This window comes from Shewanella sp. S23-S33 (assembly GCF_043359565.1).
Lineage (GTDB): Bacteria > Pseudomonadota > Gammaproteobacteria > Enterobacterales > Shewanellaceae > Shewanella > Shewanella oncorhynchi.
This window is the reverse complement of record NZ_JBHFFD010000011.1, coordinates 1-18,387: the sequence shown is the minus strand read 5'-3', so window position 1 is coordinate 18,387 and position 18,387 is coordinate 1. Positions and strand designations below refer to the sequence as shown.

The following is an 18,387-nucleotide window of genomic DNA, read 5'->3' as shown; positions in this document are numbered from 1 at the left end:
GTGTAACTGAAATGATGTTAATTATGATGTAAAAGCTGTGTTGCTTGGAAATAATAATGCCATTCGCAAGTGTGAATGGCACAGACTGAAGCCGAATAACCTACTTTGCGGTAATAACACAGAGATTAGAATGAAGATTAATTGACCTCAGTAACTGACTTGTAGCCCATTTCTGTCAATTGATCGTTTACACAATCAAGCACATATTGTTTTAGCTCAGCATTTTCGACTTGATCTTCAGAGGCCATCTGCTGGCACACTTCTTTCAGCTGAGCGAGATCGGCTGCTGGTGCAGGCGGTAAAGAGGAGTCGTCAGCAAAGGAAGTGAAACTTACTAATGCCAATAGAGTAAAAACAGCTGATAACTTATTCATTTTATTTCCTTTAGTTATGTATTGCCAACCACAGATTAAGAAGCATTCTCTTAATACCACTGTGCCAACATCAGCAATTTATCACTGCTATTCTGTTTTAGATATAAATAATTTTCACCTTTCTTGATTAAGGTTTTTTACCTTGTTTTCCCTTGATTCGCTTCAAGTAAATGGGCTGGCTGAGTGTACTTTATTTGCTCTAGTTTGATTCATTCTCAGCATCTTTTGCTGCTTGAGTTAGGTTCACCCCCCCCCACTCTGAACTCATGCGTGCTAAGTTGGCTCTTCTGAACTTGTGTTTGAAATTAATTGATGAAACTCTGCACATAAACTTATGTGCTTAACTTATGGCTTAATTGTGTGTACAGTAGAACTTGGATTTCTTTCAAAAGTGCTACTTACATCACTTTAAGGACTTATTTGCGATAAAGTGCATTATTATCACTGTTTATGGTCGATTTTTAATGAAGGTTTAATCGCCGCTGTTAACTGAATTATGCGGTAGTTATAAGAAGTCATATAAAATGAGATATGACGCATGTTGTAGGCCGTTTTTTTCTAGAATATTGAATTAAAAAGAATTAATTTTTATGTGTTTTTTAGTTTAAATTTTATTTTACAGTTTATTATTTTAACTTTATGTTTTTATTGTTTATTTTTATGTGTTCGTTTGTTTTTGATGATTACATTGCTAAGATTATAGCTATCCTCTAGAATGCGCCGCTCTCGCAGGTGCGCGTGCATAAGATTAATGGCAAATGCTATTGATTTTTATTGAATTGTTGATTTTTCTCTAGGGGAACTCTGTGTCTACAAAACTGGCTAATCCAGCGCCATTAGGTTTAATGGGCTTTGGTATGACAACAATTTTGTTAAACATTCATAATGCGGGATATTTCCCTATTGATTCTATGATCTTAGCCATGGGGATTTTTTACGGTGGCATTGGTCAAGTGATTGTGGGGATTATGTGTTTCATGCGCGGCGATACTTTCGGTACGACGGCATTTACCTCATACGGTTTGTTTTGGTTAACGCTAGTGGGCCTCATTTTAATGCCTAATGCTGGCATTGCGGCGAGTCCAACGTATTTTATGGGCTGGTATTTAACGCTTTGGGGCATATTCACGGCATTTATGTTTGTGGGTTCTTTGCGTTATCCAAGAGCCAAACAGTTTGTGTTTGCTTCTTTGACTATCTTATTTTTTCTGCTGGCGGCGCGTGATTTTACGGGTAGCGCCTTGATTGGCACTATTGCGGGCTTTGAAGGGATACTTTGCGGCGCAAGTGCGATTTATTTTGCGATGGCGCAGGTGCTTAATAATGAGTATGGCCGTGCGATTTTACCGGTGGGTGAATTGAAAAAATAACAATTCGGCAATGCAGAGCTGTAAAAAAGGCTGATGAAGATCAGCCTTTTTTATGGGTGTTAGCTGTACTAGATTTTAGTTTTAATATAGGCCACAGCTGCTTCATCTAAGCTACGAAGGGAAACATAACTCGTGCCTGCCTTGTGGGTGATCAAGAAGCCTTTTTCAGTTTCTTTAATTCGGTAAATGTCGGTCCATAAAATTTGGCTGGTCACAGACATCGATTGAGTGTGAATCCCTTGCTCATCAATGGTGAGTGTGACCTCATTGCTGGCCGCTTTACTCATCATCTGACGCATCAACCACCATGCTTTGTGATACTTCACATTGAGCGCTTCGATAACACCTAACCCAACAAAAAAGTAAGCTAAATAAAGGCTAATATCGGTGAAAATAAGCGCGATACCTATCAGGGTTAATCCAATGGCTTTGTAGTAAGGTTTGAGCGTGGGATCTGGTACCACTGATTGCGTATAGCATTCATCGAAATGGGCTTTATCTAAAATATACGTTGTGGAGTATGAATAGGGCGTTGGCATCATGTCATCTAATTGAGGTGGCACTTAATGCGGGCTAGTGTAGCGATTACAGTGATGAAAGTAACTAACCTTGCTATTGCAAGCATGAATGAGCACTTTGGTGTTTTCAAATTCGACGTTCAAACCCGCTCGTTTATACAGGTCAAGATATGAGTTGGACAGAAATACGGCAACGGCTATATTAGTCTTGCCGTAAGCATTGTTCGATTTTCGTGATTTGACACAAGGAGTGCAAAACATCATGGCCTTAGTCCCCAAAGATTTTGTAAATTACAAATCAACGCCGGTTTTCAACCATGACAACGTCCCTAAAATGTTGCTGCACATGCACAATACTAAGGCTGGCGTATATGGGCAAATCCAAGTGTTAACGGGCAGCTTAAAGTTTTATGGCTATACGGGTAGCAGGGGCGAGTTAGATAAAGAAATTATTATTCGCGCAGGTGAAACCGCCATTTCACATCCTGAATATTGGCATAAAGTGGAGCTACTGACCGAAGATACTCAGTTTAGACTCCACTTTTATGCCCATAAGGATTCGGCCATTGTGGCGCAGCAACAATCCGAGCGAAGCGAATAGTGTCTAGTACCTAGCTCCTACACACTATTCACTACATGCGGTTCTTGGCTACTTCTTTTTAATAACGATTTACGCTAGCTAATAGCTAATAGCTAATAGCGATTTCGTTCCGTTGGAATATCAGTTAAATACTCCACAAATTCCACTTCAAAGCCATGGGCATCGAAGAAGTAAATATTGCGTCGATAGGGATCTTCCATACCATCTTTGGCAATAGGGAAACCTGCCTGGGTCAGTCTTGCTATCACAGCATCTAAGTTGTCGGTCACAAAGGCAAAATGTGCCAGTCCAATTTGATGACCTGCCAAATCGCGGTTTTCACCTTCACCATTGTCACTAAAAGCAATGTATTGATAATCATCACCAAAATGAATCCAATTACGGGGTTTGCCGTACCAAGTGCCTTTATCACCACCACGAACACGCCAATGGGGGAAAGCCGCTTGATAAAAGCGCAGTGCTGCGGGGATGTCGTCTACCACTAAATTGATATGCTCTAAATGAATCATAATGCGTTCCTTGTAATGATTTTAGTCTGTTGCTGGTGGTTAAAATCTCAAGCCGCTTACATACCGTAACAGTATTCCTGCTGTTTTGGGTACGCTTGATTGGCATGTTGTTCACGAATGGGGGCTAATGCTTGGGCGTATTGATGCAGCATATATAAGCTGTATTGCACTCTTTCCCTAAGCGCGATATCGCGGGCACTCTCAGGGATTGCATTGAGTACATGGCTGACATTTCGGATGATTAAGTGATCGGGTATGGGCACTAATTTATTGTTTTTAAGGGCATTCATCTTCACTTCAACGATAGGATAGGTACCGCTAATACCGTCCGATATTGAGACTAATAAGGCGGGTTTATGGGCGGTTTCTTCGCGAGTACACATCAACAAAAAGTTCTTCAGTAATGGTGATGCCATGCCGCCCCATTCTGGGGTGATCAGCACTAGCGCATCGGCTTCATCGACTCTGTGCTCTATTTCGGGCCAGTGTTCACCTTTGTTGTCTTCTTCTCCGTCCCAAAAGGGCAGATTAAACAGGCATAGTTCTAAGTGATGTATCGTGTCGTAACCCATGTTGTGGGGAGATGAGAAACTGCTTTCCGCGATATAACGACCGACTTTAGCACTTTGTGAATCGGGTCTTTGGCTGGTGCTGATGATGAGTAATTCCATTAAGTAAACCTATTTGTTTATAAATTATTTGTAAGGTAATTGCTTTACTTAATCTTGTAAAGGATAAAGTAAATAAAAAAGTTTATTTAATCTGTTAAAGCTACGGAGATTGGGAGATAATGCTTCGGCTGAAATCGGGGAGACTCAATGAAAACTACTGATAAGATTATTCAATTACTCAAGTTGCATGGCCCGCTTACTGCTAAAACCTTAGCGGAGGAATTGGCGTTAACGACTATGGGAGTGCGTCAACATCTTCAGGCTTTGGAAGATATGGGTGATGTGGATATTGAGGATCGAGTTGAAGGCCGCGGTCGCCCAACACGTTACTGGGGATTGACCGAACAAAGCCGTACTCACTTTGCCGATCGCCATGAGGAATTGACGGTACAGCTAATTGACTCGGTAAAAATGATCTTTGGCGACCAAGGCTTGGATAAGCTTATCGGTCACAGGGAGCAAAGTGCGTTAGTCCAATATCGTGCGGCAATGGAAGGGGCTACTGATATTCCGACACGTCTGGCCATACTTGCAAAATTACGCTCGAACGAAGGTTATATGGCGACCATGGAACACATCGATGGCGTGTATTTTTTACTCGAAAATCATTGTCCAATCTGCGCCGCAGCGACTAAGTGTTTGAACTTTTGCCGCTCTGAGTTGCAACTTTTCCAGCAGTTATTCGCTGATATTGCCGTGGTGAGCCGCGAAGAGCATATCATCGAAGGTGCTCGCCGCTGTGCATATAAGATTGCGGTAATTAAAGTTGCGACGATAGCCTAGTAGTGCACTTAAGTTGTTTGCTTGAGGCGTTTTATCTGTGGGATAAAACGTCACTGAAAGCTAACGCTACATATTAAGCATTCGTTCTGGGCTTAAACTTAGGAGCTTAGGGCTTATCAGGTTCGTGATAGGCCAATAAGGTTTCGAAACGAGGATGCCCTTTAAGTTGTGAGAAATCAGCTTCATCCAACGCTAGCTCTTTGAAGGATGCGCTGTTATGGATTGCACGTTCCAAATCAGAAATTGCCCTATCTTCAACACCTAAACACGCAAAGGCGCAGGCTCTTTGATAAAAAGCATGGGCGTTAGTTGGGTCAACTTCCAAAACACGATTACATAGGCTTTGTGCCCAATTAAATTCGCGCATTTCCATTGCGGCATCGGCCTTGTAGGTCAGCGCTTCCAAGTCTCCAGGTCGAATCGTGAGGATTTCATCGTAGACTTCAATTTTTTGTTCGGGTGTCTGGGCACTTTGGGCGCGTAGCCACAGATTATGAATTTCATTAATCACTTCTATTTCACGATTATTGTCTGTGATAGTACGACTCTTATGCTTGAGTTCTTGCTCGAGTAATTTGAACTTTTCTTCGTATTGTTCGGCAATACTCTGTAGCTGATTCGCGGCCAGTTTGGCGGTATGTGTCTTGATTTCCCGTAGGGATTGCCAGCCGATAAAGGCGACTAAAGAGGCGACGCCGGCGATCATATAAAAGAAGTAAGTGACAGTGACATTGGCGTAATTCATCGACTTGTCGGCAACGGCCAGTTCGCGATCTGTGATATCTATGGTGAGGCGCCGCTCAAGATCCTGTTGATCGTATCTGAGGGATTTGAGTTCATCGAAGACGTAGCGCTCTATCAGCGGTTTATCATGGATTGCGAAAGGTTGAGGCGCTTCAGGGGGATTTTCTGCATCGCTCGCTTGAGTGAAGAATGAGCTCGCGAGTATCACTAAAAACAAGACTAAAAATAGCAGGTTCGAACGTATCATAACGGGACTTGCAGATAAGTTTTTGATGCGGTAACCACTCACAATAAGATGAATTGAACGCCTAGCTTAACAAATTTTGCCTAGTTTGATCTAATTTTGCTCTAAATAAGCTCTGTGATGCTTACTGTATTGGCTCGCTATGACCTGAACTCGCATCCTGCTAGAATGGCTATCCCATTCATATTTCGTCATTTGTGGTGTTATGCAGTCTAAGCGCGGCCGACTCGATCGTTATCTCTGTACCCAGTTACACACTCACCGTAAAGCGGTACGTGAACTGTTACTCTTGGGCCGAGTACGCGTTGATGGATTGATAGTGAAGGACATGGATAGGCAAGTGGATGAGTTTTCTCACATCCAACTCGATGGGCAAATATTACAGGCCAACACGCCAGTTTATTTGATGTTGCATAAGCCGATTGGCGTGGTGAGCGCGACTAAAGATACTCAGCATAAAACCGTGATGGATTTGCTCGATTGCGAAGCCCGTGATGAGTTACATATCGCGGGTAGACTAGATTTAAATTCTTCGGGTTTGTTATTACTGACCAATGACAGCCGCTGGTCTGATGCACTAATGTCACCGACGTATAAGGTCGATAAAGTGTATCGCGTCACCTTAGCTAATCCATTAACTGAAGAATATATCGCCGCATTTGCCGAAGGTATGTATTTCAGCTTTGAAGATATAATGACTCAGCCTGCTAAATTGGTGATCCTTGCTGATCATGTTGCTGAAGTGACTTTAAAGGAAGGTAAGTACCATCAAATTAAGCGGATGTTTGGTCGCTTTCGAAACCCAGTTGTTGGTCTACATAGATTATCAATAGGTGATATTGTGTTGGATGAAGCTCTGGCGTCGGGCGAAAGTCGTATGCTGACTGCCGCAGAAGTGGCTTCTATCCGCTGTAAACCGGTAGCTTAGAGACATAGGGCACTTCAATTTATCAGCCATTATTCTGCGTATTCTAAATATAAAAATGGACTTGAGAGTCAGGTTCCCAAGCCCGTGACATGGGATTAGAGATCGGCGTGGGGGCCGAATACTTCATAGTGCATGTTTTCAGCTGAGACACCCAGAGCGAGTAATTGTTGCTTGATGGCTGACATGAATCCAATAGGTCCGCAGAAATAGTAATGTGCATGGGGAAGCAGTTGATCTGCGACTTTGCTTAATTCCATTTGTCCTTCGAAATCATAATCTGTACCTACCACATCGGTTGAACTCGGCTTGCGATACCAAACATGGCTCTTCAGATTATGATGTTGCTGGCGCTTGGTGTGAATAGCCTGTTTGAAACCATGTACATCACCTTGCTCACAGGCATGTAGCCAAGTAATAGCACTTGGATGTTGCAACTTGATCAATTGATTCAACATGCTTTTCATCGGTGTTTGACCCACTCCTGCCGAAATGAGCACTACGGGGATGTCCGCCCCAACTTCTAAGATAAAATCTCCCGCCGGCGGCATAACTGCAATTTTGTCACCGATATGCATGGTATCGTGTAGCAGATTAGACACTTGGCCACCTAATTCACGTTTCACACTGATGCGGTAGCTGTTGCCATTCGGTGCATCGGATAGGGAATATTGGCGGATTTCTTCATATGCTAAATTGGGATGTTTTAGCTTCAAACTTAAGTACTGACCGGGAATGAAATCTTTAACTGGTTTACCATCTTCGGGCGTCAATATGAAGGAGGTAATGACTGTGGACTCTGTCTTTTTCGCGCTAATGATAAACTGACGCTCACCCAACCAACCGCCATCTTGTTCTGCATTTGACTGATAAATTTGAGCTTCTCGTTGAATAAACATATCTGCTAAAAATCCATAGGCCTGCGCCCAAGCTTCTAATACTTCTTCTGTTACTGCATCACCGCCTAACTCTTTAAGGGTGGCCAATAAGTGGCTGCCGACGATCGCATATTGCTCAGGCTTGATCAGAAAGCCTGTATGTTTTTGGGCAATGCGCTCGACAGTCGAACTTAGCACCGCTAAGTTTTCAATATTTTTAGCATAAGCCGCGACGGCGTTGAATAGGGCAACAGGCTGGCCACCAGAATGCTGGTGTGCCAAGTTAAATACATCTTTTAGTTCAGGATTATGTTTGAACATACGTTCATAAAAATGGATCGTCAGCGCAGGGCCTGCGGATTCGAGTAAGGGGATAGTGCTCTTGATAACTTGGATTGTACGGCTGTCCAACATATAAAATCCTTAACGTGCAAATATTATGAATGTTAAATAAGTTTAAAGATCTATTTGATTTGGATCAATAGTGATTATCGCAATTCGTGCTACCGATAAGCGTGATTAAGGTCATTTGAAGTGCTTTATCAAAGCGGGTATGAGATCGGGGAATGATAAATAAATGTATTATTTCAATATATTATAGATGGTTTAAGGGAGGTTAACTGCAACAGCAAAGCTTATTGCAGTCATAGTGTGGTTTTTTGACTTAGAGTTTAAATGCACTCACTTGATTGCGCATGCTGTTGGCGAGTTTAGTTAAATTAACCACAGATTCACTTAATTCAGCCGCCGATGCGGTGGAATGTTCGGCAATATCGCTGATGGCAATAATACTGCGATTAATGCTTTCGGCAACGCTACTTTGTTCTTCGGCAGCGGTCGCAATATGAGTATTAAGTTCTGTGATGCTATCTACTGAGGAGACGATTTCTTTCAATGCTTGGCCTGCTTGATTAGCTTTATCATTAGCATCATCTACTTGATTTATACCTATTTCCATAGCGTTAACTGCTTCTTTAACGCCTTGTTGTAGTGTGGCAATCATGGCCTCAATTTCTTGGGTAGACTTTTGGGTGCGCTGCGCAAGGGTCCGCACTTCATCTGCAACGACTGCAAAGCCGCGGCCTTGTTCCCCCGCACGGGCCGCTTCAATGGCGGCATTTAATGCCAATAGATTGGTTTGCTCGGCAATGCTTTTTATCACATCGAGTACGCGGCCGATATTTTGGCTTTCATTAGACAGAAATCCAATGACTTGTGCCGTTTTTTGAATTTGATCAGATAATTGCGACATACTGCTAATCGATTGCATCACAATATTATTGCCATTGGCGGCATAGGTATCGGCATCTTTGGCTGAATCTGCCGCTGCAGATGCGCTTTGGGCGACTTCTGCGACCGTTGCCGTCATCTCATTCATGGCCGTTGCAGTTTGCTCCGTTTCAGCTTGCTGCTGTTGCATACGTTTATTGGTTGCCTGCGTGAAGCTGCTTAACTCATTTGCTGAACTATTAACGGTATTTGCCGCTTCGGCAATCGAATGAAGAATGCCCCGCAAGTGTTCAATAACTTGGGTGAGGCTAGTGGATATTTGTCCTAGCTCATCGTGATTAAAAGTAGTGAATTTGACGGTAAGATCTGAGTCTTGATGGATCAGCTTCAGTTTACTGAGAATGTCATTAATAGGATTCATCACGCTACGATTGACCCAGAGCCCAATCATAATACTGATAATCATGGCGGCACAGGCTAATGCTACAAAAATAGTGATTGAAGATTGGTAAATGGCATTCACACGATCTTTTTCTTCGCCTGCCACGCGAATTTGCAGTGCAATCAGTTCAGATATTTGGTTACTGATGGGGTCTATTACTTGGTAAAGCGGCAGGATATTGGCCGCTAATTGGCTTGATACATCACCATTTAATCCTCTTAAGCGTGAGACCAGAGTGTCAATCTGTTGATTCGCGGGTGAGAACAGTACTTCGGCTTGTTTTACGAGTCGGGATTCTTCTGAGGTAAGTTCAGTGGCTAGGTATTTTTGCCAATGCTGGGTAATGGTAGATTTGGCACTGTCTAGCGCTTCAGCTGCTTGAGAGGCGGTGAAACCACCCGCGTTCGCCTTATTGACCGCATCGATAACATCGACCGCGTATTTATCAGCAATCACTTTTAAATCGTCTAGTGGCACAACTCTATCGCCATAGATACGTTCAACACCCGATTCAATTTTACCCATCATATTAATGGCGAGAAAGCCAATCGTCATTAGCATTACAAGGGGAACCAGAATGCCGATAAACATTTTTTGTTTTATTTGTAAACCGTTCATATGGATAGCCTCAGTGAACTAAAGAGTCCTTTAGGCAGAACTCTATCTATCCCTATGATGAGTCTGTAACAATAGGTATAGCAAATCTGAGGAAAGAGGGGAGAGTTACAGAAAATTTATTTTGCTTCAGATACAAAAAAACCTCGCTTGGCGAGGTTTAAATGTTGGTACAGATGAGAGGACTTGAACCTCCACGCCCTTGCGAGCACCAGCACCTGAAGCTGGCGTGTCTACCAATTCCACCACATCTGCATGGCTATTCGATATTTCATCGAATTGACAATCTTAACACTGTGAATCTTAACTTTTGAACTGCAATTTGGTACAGGTGAGAGGACTTGAACCTCCACGCCCTTGCGAGCACCAGCACCTGAAGCTGGCGTGTCTACCAATTCCACCACACCTGCACTGTACCTATCGCAGTTCTCTAACATAAGTCGCTATCGCAACCCATTTAAAGATGGTGCCCGAACCCGGAATCGAACCAGGGACACGAGGATTTTCAATCCTCTGCTCTACCGACTGAGCTATTCGGGCGACGGGCGCAATTTAAAGGCTTTTCGGGTTTTGAGTCAATAGATTTTTACTAAATAACGGAAAAAGTGACTCAGTTGGATAAGATTTACACGAAAGTGTCATTTGTGTTGGTATTGAGGATGTAAAAATAGCCAAACCACTATCCACACTGAGAACTTAGCGTTATCTATTTATGGCTTATTAGGGTAACCAAGCAAAAAATGCCCCTATTAAAGGGGCATTCTCGGTTAGTTTGATAAGATTTCATTGTTTGGGAAGTTAGCTTGCATTACCATGAGCACGTTTTGCTTCAGCTTGCTCTGACCTAATTCGCCATAAGCTTCTATCATTATCTCTAATGCCCGTTCATTTGAAGGGGTGCCAGGGTATGTTTCCATTACAGATTGTGCTCGGATTGCTGCTGCGCTCCATGCATTCATCTTGAGATAATACTCGGCAACTTGAATTGAATATTTTGCTAAGCGATTCTTCAACGCTAACATGCGTTTTTGCGCATCGGCGGCATATTTGCTGTTAGGGTAGGTTTTGATAAGACGATCAAAATCTTTGAAAGCATCTTGAGCATTTTTAGGGTCACGATCGGTTCGGTCGATATTAAGCATGTCGTGGAACATGTAATTGTCGGCTTGCATGTTCACTAAACCGCGCATATAGAACACATAGTCTACATCTGGATGAGTTGGATTAAGACGGATAAATCTGTCTATGTTCGCAATACCAGAAGCGACATCGTCCATTTTATAGTAAGCATATATCAGGTCTAACTGGACTTGAGTTTTGTGAGGTCCGAAGGGGAAGCGTGAGTCTAGCGCTTCCAAAGAACGGACAGCTTTAGAGTAATTGCCAAGCTCCATAGAGGTTCTTGCCTGAGTATAAAGTACATCAGGTGACGTTTTGGCGGCAATATCGTTATCATCAGGGCTGCTGCTACAGGCTGATAACGCTAGTGAAAATAGGACTAAGGTAACGCCTTTGGAAAATTTATACATACTTGAATTCAATTCTTTTTAAGTTGTAGTTAAGAATTTTTCCATTTCACTATAAAATAGAAAACATCCGATTGTAACAGATAGCACACATTTTTTGACCCCTAAATGGGGATACGGTTCCTATGACACAAGAGATTAATCTAAAAAGCGAGATTTCGGCAACACAAACTGGACTGAGATTAGATCAGGCTCTAGCAGAGTTGTTCCCAGATTACTCGCGCACGCGCATCAAGGAATGGATCCTATCTGATGCAGTTTATGTTGACGGCGTTGTCGTTAATAAGCCCCGAGAGAAAGTTTATGAGCTGCAACAGATACTCATAGATGCCACTCTTGAAGAAGAAGTTCACGCAGCGGCACAGGCCATTGATCTAGATATCGTCTATGAAGATGACGATATTATTGTGATCAACAAGCAAGCGGGACTCGTGGTTCACCCTGGTGCTGGCAATGCCGATGGCACTTTGATGAATGCACTATTGCACCATTGTCCCGATATTGAGCATGTACCACGTGCTGGTATTGTGCACCGTCTGGACAAGGATACTACAGGTTTAATGGTTGTAGCCAAAACCGTTGAAGCGCAAACCCATTTAGTTGCCGCCTTGCAGGCCCGTGAAATCACTCGTGAATACGAAGCGATTGTGATGGGGACTATGACAGGTGGCGGTACTGTTGATGAGCCGATTGGTCGTCATCCAACGAAACGTACTCATATGGCGGTGCATCACTCAGGTAAACCTGCAGTGACGCATTATCGTGTGGCGGAAAAATTCCGTAATCACACTCGTCTAAGATTGCGCCTTGAATCGGGTCGTACTCACCAAATTCGTGTGCACATGGAATATATAGGCCACGTATTAGTGGGCGATCCTGTGTATGGTGGTCGTCCAAAACCGCCGAAATGGGCCAGCCCTGAGTTTTTTGATATTCTGAAAAACTTCAAGCGCCAAGCGCTGCACGCTGTGCGTCTTGAATTAGCGCACCCTGTGAGTTGTGAAATCATGAGCTGGCACGCGCCAATTCCTGAGGATATGGTGATTTTGACGAAAGCATTGCGTCAAGACACGGTCGAGCATCCGATCGAGTATTTGTAAGTGTTTAATCACGATTGGCCTGTTCCCGCTAATGTCAGCATCGCTATGACAAATCGTCATGGCGGTGTGAGCGTGCATCCCTATGACAGTTTGAATCTTGGACTGCACGTCGGTGATGCGCCTGAGCTGGTGATGGCTAATCGTGAATTACTCTGCAAACAATTAGCGTTAACCGCCGAGCCTGTCTGGCTCGAGCAAGTGCATGGTACTCATGTGCTTAATTTAGATGCGCTGAGCTTAGCTCCTGCTGTGGATACACCGATTGCCGATGCCAGTTACAGCCAAACGGCTAGCCAAGTTTGCGCTATAATGACTGCCGATTGTTTACCTGTGTTGTTGTGTAATCAAGCGGGAACAGAAGTGGCTGCGGCCCATGCCGGTTGGCGTGGTTTATGTGATGGCGTGATTGAGGCCACCGCGGCGCAGTTTAGTTCACCTATGGATGAGTTGATTGCCTACCTCGGCCCGGCAATTGGTCCACAAAAATTTGAAGTCGGCGTTGAAGTACAGCAAGCCTTTTGTACTTTACATCCGCAGTCGGCAGTGTGTTTTATTCCAAGTGGTAACAAGTATCTTGCCGATATTATTGGCTTGGCTACATTACGCTTGAGTTTACTCGGGATAAACCATATTTATAGCGCAGATATCTGCACAGTCAGCGACACGGATTACTTCTCTTATCGTCGCGATAAGGTGACGGGACGCATGGCTTCATTGATCTGGCTTAAGTCTTAAGCTAATTCCCCTACAGTTTGTATTTATTTGCGCGTTATTCGCTTGAATTTGGCTAAATAGCCCCCATCTTTTAACTAACGAAATGTAATACCAATCCTATTTAGATCTCTCCATTAGCGGTACTGATTTTAAAGCCACTAAATTGGCAAGATGTCTTGTGGATTGGCATATCTCTACTATATGAGTGTTAGGAGGCTGTATGCGACTCGATCGTATGACCAATAAATTTCAGCTTGCCATCTCTGATGCCCAGTCACTCGCACTTGGGCGTGATCATCAGTTTATTGAACCGCTGCATTTGATGATGGCATTGTTGAACCAAGATTCAGGTTCAATCCATCCCTTATTGACCCAAGCTGGCATTCGAGTGAGTGCGCTGCGATCGCTCTTGAGTCAAGAGCTGGAACGCTTACCTCAAGTTGAAGGGACTGGCGGCGATGTACAATTATCCCAAGGTTTAATCCGTTTATTAAATCTGTGCGATAAATTGGCGCAAAAGCGTAAAGATAAATATATCTCTAGCGAATTATTTGTATTAGCTGCGTTAGAAGGTGCCGATGCTCTTGCACAAGCGTTGAAAAAAGCCGGCGCGACCAAAGAGTTGATGGAACAAACCATTGAACAAATGCGCGGCGGCCAAAAAGTGGATGATCCGAACGCTGAAGATCAACGCCAAGCGTTGAAGAAGTTTACTATCGATCTCACCGAGCGAGCCGAACAAGGCAAGTTAGATCCTGTGATCGGCCGTGACGATGAAATTCGCCGTACGATCCAAGTGTTACAACGTCGCAGTAAAAATAACCCCGTCCTTATCGGTGAACCGGGTGTGGGTAAAACGGCGATTGTTGAAGGACTTGCCCAGCGTATCGTTAATGGTGAAGTCCCCGAGGGCATTAAAAATAAGCGCGTTTTATCCCTCGATATGGGCTCATTGATTGCGGGCGCTAAATATCGCGGTGAGTTCGAAGAACGTTTAAAAGCGGTACTTAATGAGTTGTCACAGGAAGAAGGTCAAGTGATCCTCTTCATCGACGAGCTGCATACTATGGTCGGCGCCGGTAAAGGTGAAGGCGCAATGGATGCGGGTAACATGCTCAAACCTGCGTTAGCGCGTGGTGACTTGCACTGTGTGGGTGCGACAACGCTCGATGAGTATCGTCAGTATATTGAAAAAGATGCGGCGCTTGAACGACGTTTCCAAAAAGTGTTGGTGGATGAACCAAGCGTTGAAGACACCATTGCTATTTTGCGTGGACTGAAAGAACGTTACGAGCTGCATCACCATGTGGAAATTACCGATCCGGCGATTGTGGCGGCAGCGACCATGTCGCACCGTTATGTGTCGGACCGTAAGTTACCCGATAAAGCGATCGATTTGATCGATGAAGCGGCATCGAGTATCCGTATGCAAATGGACTCAAAACCTGAGTCACTCGACAGGCTCGAACGTCGTGCTATCCAGCTCAAACTGGAGGAGCAAGCGTTAGCCAAAGAAAATGATGAGGCGAGTCGTCGCAGGCTTGACCATCTGCAAGAGGAATTACGTGACGTTGAAGCGAAAGCTTCAGAGTTGAACGAAATCTGGCGTACTGAAAAAGCCGCATTAGCGGGCACTCAGCACATAAAAGCCGATCTCGAACAGGCTCGAATGGACTTAGAAGTGGCGCGTCGTGCGGGTGATTTAACTCGGATGTCTGAGCTGCAATACGGTCGTATTCCTGAACTTGAAAAACAGCTCGATTTGGCATCGCAAGCCGAAATGCAGGACATGACGTTATTGCGTAACAAGGTTACTGAGTTCGAAATCGCCGAAGTATTGTCGAAAGCGACGGGAATACCCGTATCGAAAATGCTTGAAGGCGAGCGCGAAAAATTACTGCAAATGGAAGTGGCGCTGCATGAACGAGTGATCGGCCAAAACGAAGCCGTTGATGCGGTCGCGAATGCGATTCGTCGTAGCCGCGCGGGTCTGGCGGATCCAAATCGCCCGATTGGCTCGTTTTTGTTCTTAGGCCCAACGGGTGTAGGTAAAACTGAGCTGTGTAAATCACTGGCGAGGTTCTTATTTGATACCGAATCGGCCTTAGTGCGGATTGATATGTCTGAGTTTATGGAAAAACACTCAGTATCGCGTTTAGTGGGGGCGCCTCCTGGATACGTAGGTTATGAAGAGGGCGGTTACTTAACGGAAGCCGTTCGTCGCAAACCTTATTCAGTGATATTGCTCGACGAAGTCGAGAAAGCGCATCCCGATGTGTTTAACATCTTACTGCAAGTGCTTGATGATGGACGCTTAACCGATGGTCAAGGTCGTACTGTAGATTTTAGAAATACAGTGATCATCATGACCTCGAACTTAGGCTCCGACATTATCCAAGAAGGATTTGGTCAAGTGACCTATGCAGAGATGAAAGCGGCGGTAATGAATGTGGTTACTCACAGTTTCAGACCCGAGTTTTTAAACCGTATCGATGAATCTGTGGTGTTCCATCCATTGGATGCTGCCAATATCAAGCGTATTGCTTCGATACAAATTGCTTCCTTACGCCAACGTTTGGCAGAAAAGGACTATACATTGGAGATCACCGACGACGCATTATCACTGATTGCGGAAATTGGTTTCGATCCTGTGTATGGTGCAAGACCGTTGAAACGGGCATTGCAGCAAGAAGTCGAAAACCCGCTGGCGCAGAAATTACTGCGTGGTGACTTGTTACCGGGTAAACCGATCAAGGTCAGTTGTGCGGGTGGCGAGTTAGTGTTCGAGCAATAACCTGTGACCAGTAGCTAGTCACTTAGTGTGTTGTTTGAATGCGATACGTTAACAGCAAGCTTGAAGTTGGATACGTTGAAATAGGCGAACTGCAATAAGCGTTCTTGAATGAACGAGCTTGAAATAAACTATCTTGCAATAAGAGATAGCGCTGTTTTAGTCAGTATCGTTCCCGCTTCAAGCACTAAAACGAAAGGAGTCGAGTTTTTAACTCGGCTCCTTTTTTATTGCATTAGCGTTAATCGTTGTTCATTAATGTAGTGGCATAGTAAATTTGGCTACTTCTTATCACAGAAGAGTTTGATTCTTTCCTGTTGCTGAGCAATCGAGGCTTGGCGGTCTTCCTCTGTCATAGTGACAGATTCACCCGAATCGGAAGTTTGGCGGATAAGCTTAGTATGCGTTGTGAGTATTTCTAAATTGTGTTTTGCACTCTCACAAATGGATTTAGCCTGTTTGGCGTCTTTTTCTTTAATCAGTGCCGCTGACTTTTCTAATTCATTGGCTTCAGCAGTCGACTCAGCTTTCTTTATCGGCGCGATAAAACCCACTTTCGCCTGCTCTAAATCTTCACTGTAGAGCTTTTCTGCTTTGATGTTTTCTTGTTGCGGGGCTTGTTGGCTGTAATGTGTCACCCCATTTTCATCGACCCAAGTATAAATAACGCCCGCAGAAACGGGGCCAATGAAAAGGCCGAGCCAGAGCCATCGATAAAGTATTATTCTGAACATGTTCACTTTTAACATCGAAATTATCCCTAACTGGTCTCTCATCGACATGATAATAAAATATGTTATCTTGAAAGCTAACTTCTCTTCACTGAACTAGCGTAATAAGTGTATGCAAAATTCTTCAAATCAAACAGTAAAGAATAAAGGTATCTATTTACTGCCTAATCTTTTTACGACAGCAGGATTGTTTTCTGGCTTTTATGCTGTGATTGCTTCCATGAATGCTAACTTTGAAGCTGCTGCAATAGCCATTTTTATAGCCATGATCTGTGATGGTCTCGATGGTCGAGTGGCAAGACTGACTAATACCCAAAGTGATTTTGGTGCCGAATACGACAGTATGGCGGATATGGTGTCCTTCGGAATGGCGCCAGCACTACTCGCCTACAATTGGGCATTAGCCGACTTAGGTAAAATTGGTTGGTTGGCGGCATTTATTTATTGTGCAGGTGCGGCACTCAGGCTCGCTCGATTTAATACGCAAGTTGGCGTTGCCGATAAGCGTTATTTTCAAGGGCTCGCTAGTCCGGCCGCTGCAGCTGTTATTGCTGGCAGCATTTGGCTTGGTAATCAATACAGTCTCGATGGAAAAAATATCAGTTGGATTGCAGCCCTTGTGACTGCGGCAACTGGTCTATTGATGGTCAGTAATTTTCGCTATCACTCTTTTAAAGAAATTGACTGGCGTGGCAAGGTTAACTTTATCGTGATCTTACTGGTCGTCGGTGTATTTGTGGTGGTGTCAGTTCAACCTGCATTGATCTTATGCGTCGGTTTTTACTTATATGCGATTTCAGGTCCGATCATTACGATTCGAACTGTGAGAAAACTTAAAGTCGCTCATATTGTCGGTGATGATACGGTGACGAATGTCGAGATCAATTCCTCAACCCAAGCTGCAGCACAAACACAAAGCGCTACAAATATCGAAAAAGAGAAATAAGAAGAGCATAAATCTTAGGGCTCGTGCTTTTGATCAGTGCTTATCATTAGCTAGGTGCAAACAAGAGTAAGACATCACACTGGGCATAACGCTTTTAGAGGTTTACTGATAGATATAGCGAAAAATCGCTATCAACTTCTGTTTATGCCCATTCAATCTATTAAAATCCCTGCAATAGGCGATTTCTTTTGCCAAACTTATCAACCCAAACAGCAATATTGCTCAGTATTGCAGTATATTTCTGCAGTTTGGTGGTTATTCATTCGCTTGGCGCTGATTGTTAAAAAAGCCCTTGCACAAAATCTTCTGCTGCCTATAATGCGCATCCACTGACACGGCAGACAGCGTTAAGCAGCCTGATGTGACAGTTCATCGATGAGTTTACTGATTGATGAGTGTTGAGAAAGTTTGCAAAAACTCCTTGACGCGAAACGGGAAATGCGTAGAATACGCAGCCCTAGCCAACTGGAAGCGTTCGACGCTCAGTGTGGTACTCAAGTTCTCTTACGAATATTGAGTTGCTCTTTAACAAGATAAAACAAGAAATCTGTGTGGACACTCACAGGTGTTGAGTTAATCGAAACTGCTTAGCCTTCGGGTTGGCAGTCAAAAATTTAAATCAATGTAACAATGAGTGTTCATAGTAATATGTACAGTTTGTTTCTGCTTTTAAGT

The 18,387-nt window shown here is 43.8% G+C and carries 17 protein-coding genes and 3 tRNA genes; 8 read left to right on the top strand and 12 right to left on the bottom strand.

What is annotated here, in order from left to right; translation table 11 throughout:
• Window positions 1–137: 137 nt before the first annotated feature.
• Window positions 138–374 (bottom strand): hypothetical protein, encoded by a 237-nt coding sequence (locus ACHA99_RS01975; RefSeq protein WP_028759260.1) that lies wholly within the window; start codon window positions 372–374, stop codon window positions 138–140.
• An 806-nt stretch (window positions 375–1,180) separates the two neighbouring features.
• On the opposite strand from ACHA99_RS01975, the gene ACHA99_RS01970 reads away from it, so the two are divergent.
• Complete coding sequence (locus ACHA99_RS01970) at window positions 1,181–1,744, top strand: acetate uptake transporter (protein ID WP_173496958.1); 564 nt, start codon at window positions 1,181–1,183, stop codon at window positions 1,742–1,744.
• Window positions 1,745–1,812: 68 nt separating this feature from the next.
• On the opposite strand, the gene ACHA99_RS01965 is transcribed toward ACHA99_RS01970, so the two are convergent.
• Window positions 1,813–2,283, bottom strand: a complete 471-nt coding sequence (locus ACHA99_RS01965; RefSeq protein WP_219250433.1) for a YcxB family protein — start codon at window positions 2,281–2,283, stop codon at window positions 1,813–1,815.
• Window positions 2,284–2,524: 241 nt separating this feature from the next.
• Between ACHA99_RS01965 and ACHA99_RS01960 the strand changes: the two genes are divergently transcribed.
• Window positions 2,525–2,863 carry a DUF1971 domain-containing protein gene (locus ACHA99_RS01960; protein ID WP_168825047.1) on the top strand — a complete coding sequence of 113 codons (339 nt, stop codon included), beginning with the start codon at window positions 2,525–2,527 and terminating at the stop codon, window positions 2,861–2,863.
• A 92-nt stretch (window positions 2,864–2,955) separates the two neighbouring features.
• Here ACHA99_RS01960 and ACHA99_RS01955 read toward each other — a convergent pair whose 3' ends face one another.
• Both ACHA99_RS01955 and ACHA99_RS01950 read right to left on the bottom strand, forming a co-directional pair.
• On the bottom strand, window positions 2,956–3,372 hold the full coding sequence (locus ACHA99_RS01955) for a VOC family protein (RefSeq protein WP_028759264.1): 417 nt from the start codon (window positions 3,370–3,372) through the stop codon (window positions 2,956–2,958).
• Window positions 3,373–3,428: 56 nt separating this feature from the next.
• Entirely contained in the window at window positions 3,429–4,043 is a 615-nt protein-coding gene (locus ACHA99_RS01950; protein WP_263192057.1) for an NADPH-dependent FMN reductase, read from the bottom strand.
• A 147-nt stretch (window positions 4,044–4,190) separates the two neighbouring features.
• Between ACHA99_RS01950 and ACHA99_RS01945 the strand changes: the two genes are divergently transcribed.
• A complete protein-coding gene (locus ACHA99_RS01945; RefSeq protein WP_263178455.1) occupies window positions 4,191–4,826 on the top strand; it encodes a metalloregulator ArsR/SmtB family transcription factor in 636 nt (211 codons plus the stop codon).
• Window positions 4,827–4,932: 106 nt separating this feature from the next.
• Here ACHA99_RS01945 and ACHA99_RS01940 read toward each other — a convergent pair whose 3' ends face one another.
• A complete protein-coding gene (locus ACHA99_RS01940; RefSeq protein WP_105249971.1) occupies window positions 4,933–5,859 on the bottom strand; it encodes a TPR end-of-group domain-containing protein in 927 nt (308 codons plus the stop codon).
• Window positions 5,860–6,019: 160 nt separating this feature from the next.
• Here ACHA99_RS01940 and ACHA99_RS01935 point away from each other — a divergent pair, with 160 nt between their 5' ends.
• A complete protein-coding gene (locus ACHA99_RS01935) occupies window positions 6,020–6,742 on the top strand; it encodes a pseudouridine synthase (protein ID WP_173496963.1) in 723 nt (240 codons plus the stop codon).
• Between the two features lie 95 nt (window positions 6,743–6,837).
• Here ACHA99_RS01935 and hmpA read toward each other — a convergent pair whose 3' ends face one another.
• From hmpA to ACHA99_RS01905, 6 genes are all read right to left on the bottom strand, one after another.
• Complete coding sequence (hmpA, locus tag ACHA99_RS01930; RefSeq protein ID WP_306682937.1) at window positions 6,838–8,031, bottom strand: NO-inducible flavohemoprotein; 1,194 nt, start codon at window positions 8,029–8,031, stop codon at window positions 6,838–6,840.
• 250 nt (window positions 8,032–8,281) lie between these two features.
• The gene (locus ACHA99_RS01925) at window positions 8,282–9,907 is read right to left on the bottom strand and encodes a methyl-accepting chemotaxis protein (RefSeq protein ID WP_306682936.1); all 1,626 of its coding nucleotides are present in this window, start codon (window positions 9,905–9,907) and stop codon (window positions 8,282–8,284) included.
• Window positions 9,908–10,072: 165 nt separating this feature from the next.
• Window positions 10,073–10,159: transfer RNA gene (locus tag ACHA99_RS01920), tRNA-Leu, on the bottom strand.
• Window positions 10,160–10,227: 68 nt separating this feature from the next.
• Window positions 10,228–10,314, bottom strand: a tRNA-Leu gene (locus ACHA99_RS01915).
• A gap of 54 nt (window positions 10,315–10,368) precedes the next feature.
• Window positions 10,369–10,444 (bottom strand) — tRNA-Phe (locus ACHA99_RS01910).
• A gap of 227 nt (window positions 10,445–10,671) precedes the next feature.
• Window positions 10,672–11,433 (bottom strand): outer membrane protein assembly factor BamD, encoded by a 762-nt coding sequence (locus ACHA99_RS01905; RefSeq protein ID WP_105249967.1) that lies wholly within the window; start codon window positions 11,431–11,433, stop codon window positions 10,672–10,674.
• A 122-nt stretch (window positions 11,434–11,555) separates the two neighbouring features.
• Here ACHA99_RS01905 and rluD point away from each other — a divergent pair, with 122 nt between their 5' ends.
• The 3 genes from rluD (at window position 11,556) to clpB (ending at window position 16,038) form a co-directional block, all read left to right on the top strand.
• Window positions 11,556–12,530, top strand: a complete 975-nt coding sequence (gene rluD / locus ACHA99_RS01900) for a 23S rRNA pseudouridine(1911/1915/1917) synthase RluD (protein ID WP_105249966.1) — start codon at window positions 11,556–11,558, stop codon at window positions 12,528–12,530.
• On the top strand, window positions 12,531–13,265 hold the full coding sequence (gene pgeF, locus ACHA99_RS01895) for a peptidoglycan editing factor PgeF (RefSeq protein ID WP_393940732.1): 735 nt from the start codon (window positions 12,531–12,533) through the stop codon (window positions 13,263–13,265). It abuts the gene before it with no gap.
• A gap of 199 nt (window positions 13,266–13,464) precedes the next feature.
• Complete coding sequence (clpB, locus tag ACHA99_RS01890; protein ID WP_105249964.1) at window positions 13,465–16,038, top strand: ATP-dependent chaperone ClpB; 2,574 nt, start codon at window positions 13,465–13,467, stop codon at window positions 16,036–16,038.
• Window positions 16,039–16,316: 278 nt separating this feature from the next.
• Here the strand turns inward: clpB and ACHA99_RS01885 are convergent, their stop codons facing one another.
• Window positions 16,317–16,784: a DUF4124 domain-containing protein gene (locus ACHA99_RS01885; protein ID WP_393940730.1), complete on the bottom strand. Its 468-nt coding sequence runs from the start codon at window positions 16,782–16,784 to the stop codon at window positions 16,317–16,319.
• Window positions 16,785–16,878: 94 nt separating this feature from the next.
• Between ACHA99_RS01885 and pssA the strand changes: the two genes are divergently transcribed.
• Window positions 16,879–17,712: a CDP-diacylglycerol--serine O-phosphatidyltransferase gene (gene pssA, locus ACHA99_RS01880; protein WP_393940728.1), complete on the top strand. Its 834-nt coding sequence runs from the start codon at window positions 16,879–16,881 to the stop codon at window positions 17,710–17,712.
• Window positions 17,713–18,387: the final 675 nt, after the last annotated feature.

What these genes read in the sequence shown, in the direction of transcription:
- ACHA99_RS01975 (WP_028759260.1), bottom strand. Translation starts at nt 374, where the DNA reads ATGAATAAGTTATCAGCTGTTTTTACTCTATTGGCATTAGTAAGTTTC.
- ACHA99_RS01965 (WP_219250433.1), bottom strand. Translation starts at nt 2,283, where the DNA reads ATGCCAACGCCCTATTCATACTCCACAACGTATATTTTAGATAAAGCC.
- ACHA99_RS01960 (WP_168825047.1), top strand. Translation starts at nt 2,525, where the DNA reads ATGGCCTTAGTCCCCAAAGATTTTGTAAATTACAAATCAACGCCGGTT.
- ACHA99_RS01955 (WP_028759264.1), bottom strand. Translation starts at nt 3,372, where the DNA reads ATGATTCATTTAGAGCATATCAATTTAGTGGTAGACGACATCCCCGCA.
- ACHA99_RS01950 (WP_263192057.1), bottom strand. Translation starts at nt 4,043, where the DNA reads ATGGAATTACTCATCATCAGCACCAGCCAAAGACCCGATTCACAAAGT.
- ACHA99_RS01945 (WP_263178455.1), top strand. Translation starts at nt 4,191, where the DNA reads ATGAAAACTACTGATAAGATTATTCAATTACTCAAGTTGCATGGCCCG.
- ACHA99_RS01935 (WP_173496963.1), top strand. Translation starts at nt 6,020, where the DNA reads ATGCAGTCTAAGCGCGGCCGACTCGATCGTTATCTCTGTACCCAGTTA.
- hmpA (WP_306682937.1), bottom strand. Translation starts at nt 8,031, where the DNA reads ATGTTGGACAGCCGTACAATCCAAGTTATCAAGAGCACTATCCCCTTA.
- ACHA99_RS01925 (WP_306682936.1), bottom strand. Translation starts at nt 9,907, where the DNA reads ATGAACGGTTTACAAATAAAACAAAAAATGTTTATCGGCATTCTGGTT.
- ACHA99_RS01905 (WP_105249967.1), bottom strand. Translation starts at nt 11,433, where the DNA reads ATGTATAAATTTTCCAAAGGCGTTACCTTAGTCCTATTTTCACTAGCG.
- rluD (WP_105249966.1), top strand. Translation starts at nt 11,556, where the DNA reads ATGACACAAGAGATTAATCTAAAAAGCGAGATTTCGGCAACACAAACT.
- clpB (WP_105249964.1), top strand. Translation starts at nt 13,465, where the DNA reads ATGCGACTCGATCGTATGACCAATAAATTTCAGCTTGCCATCTCTGAT.
- ACHA99_RS01885 (WP_393940730.1), bottom strand. Translation starts at nt 16,784, where the DNA reads ATGTTAAAAGTGAACATGTTCAGAATAATACTTTATCGATGGCTCTGG.
- pssA (WP_393940728.1), top strand. Translation starts at nt 16,879, where the DNA reads ATGCAAAATTCTTCAAATCAAACAGTAAAGAATAAAGGTATCTATTTA.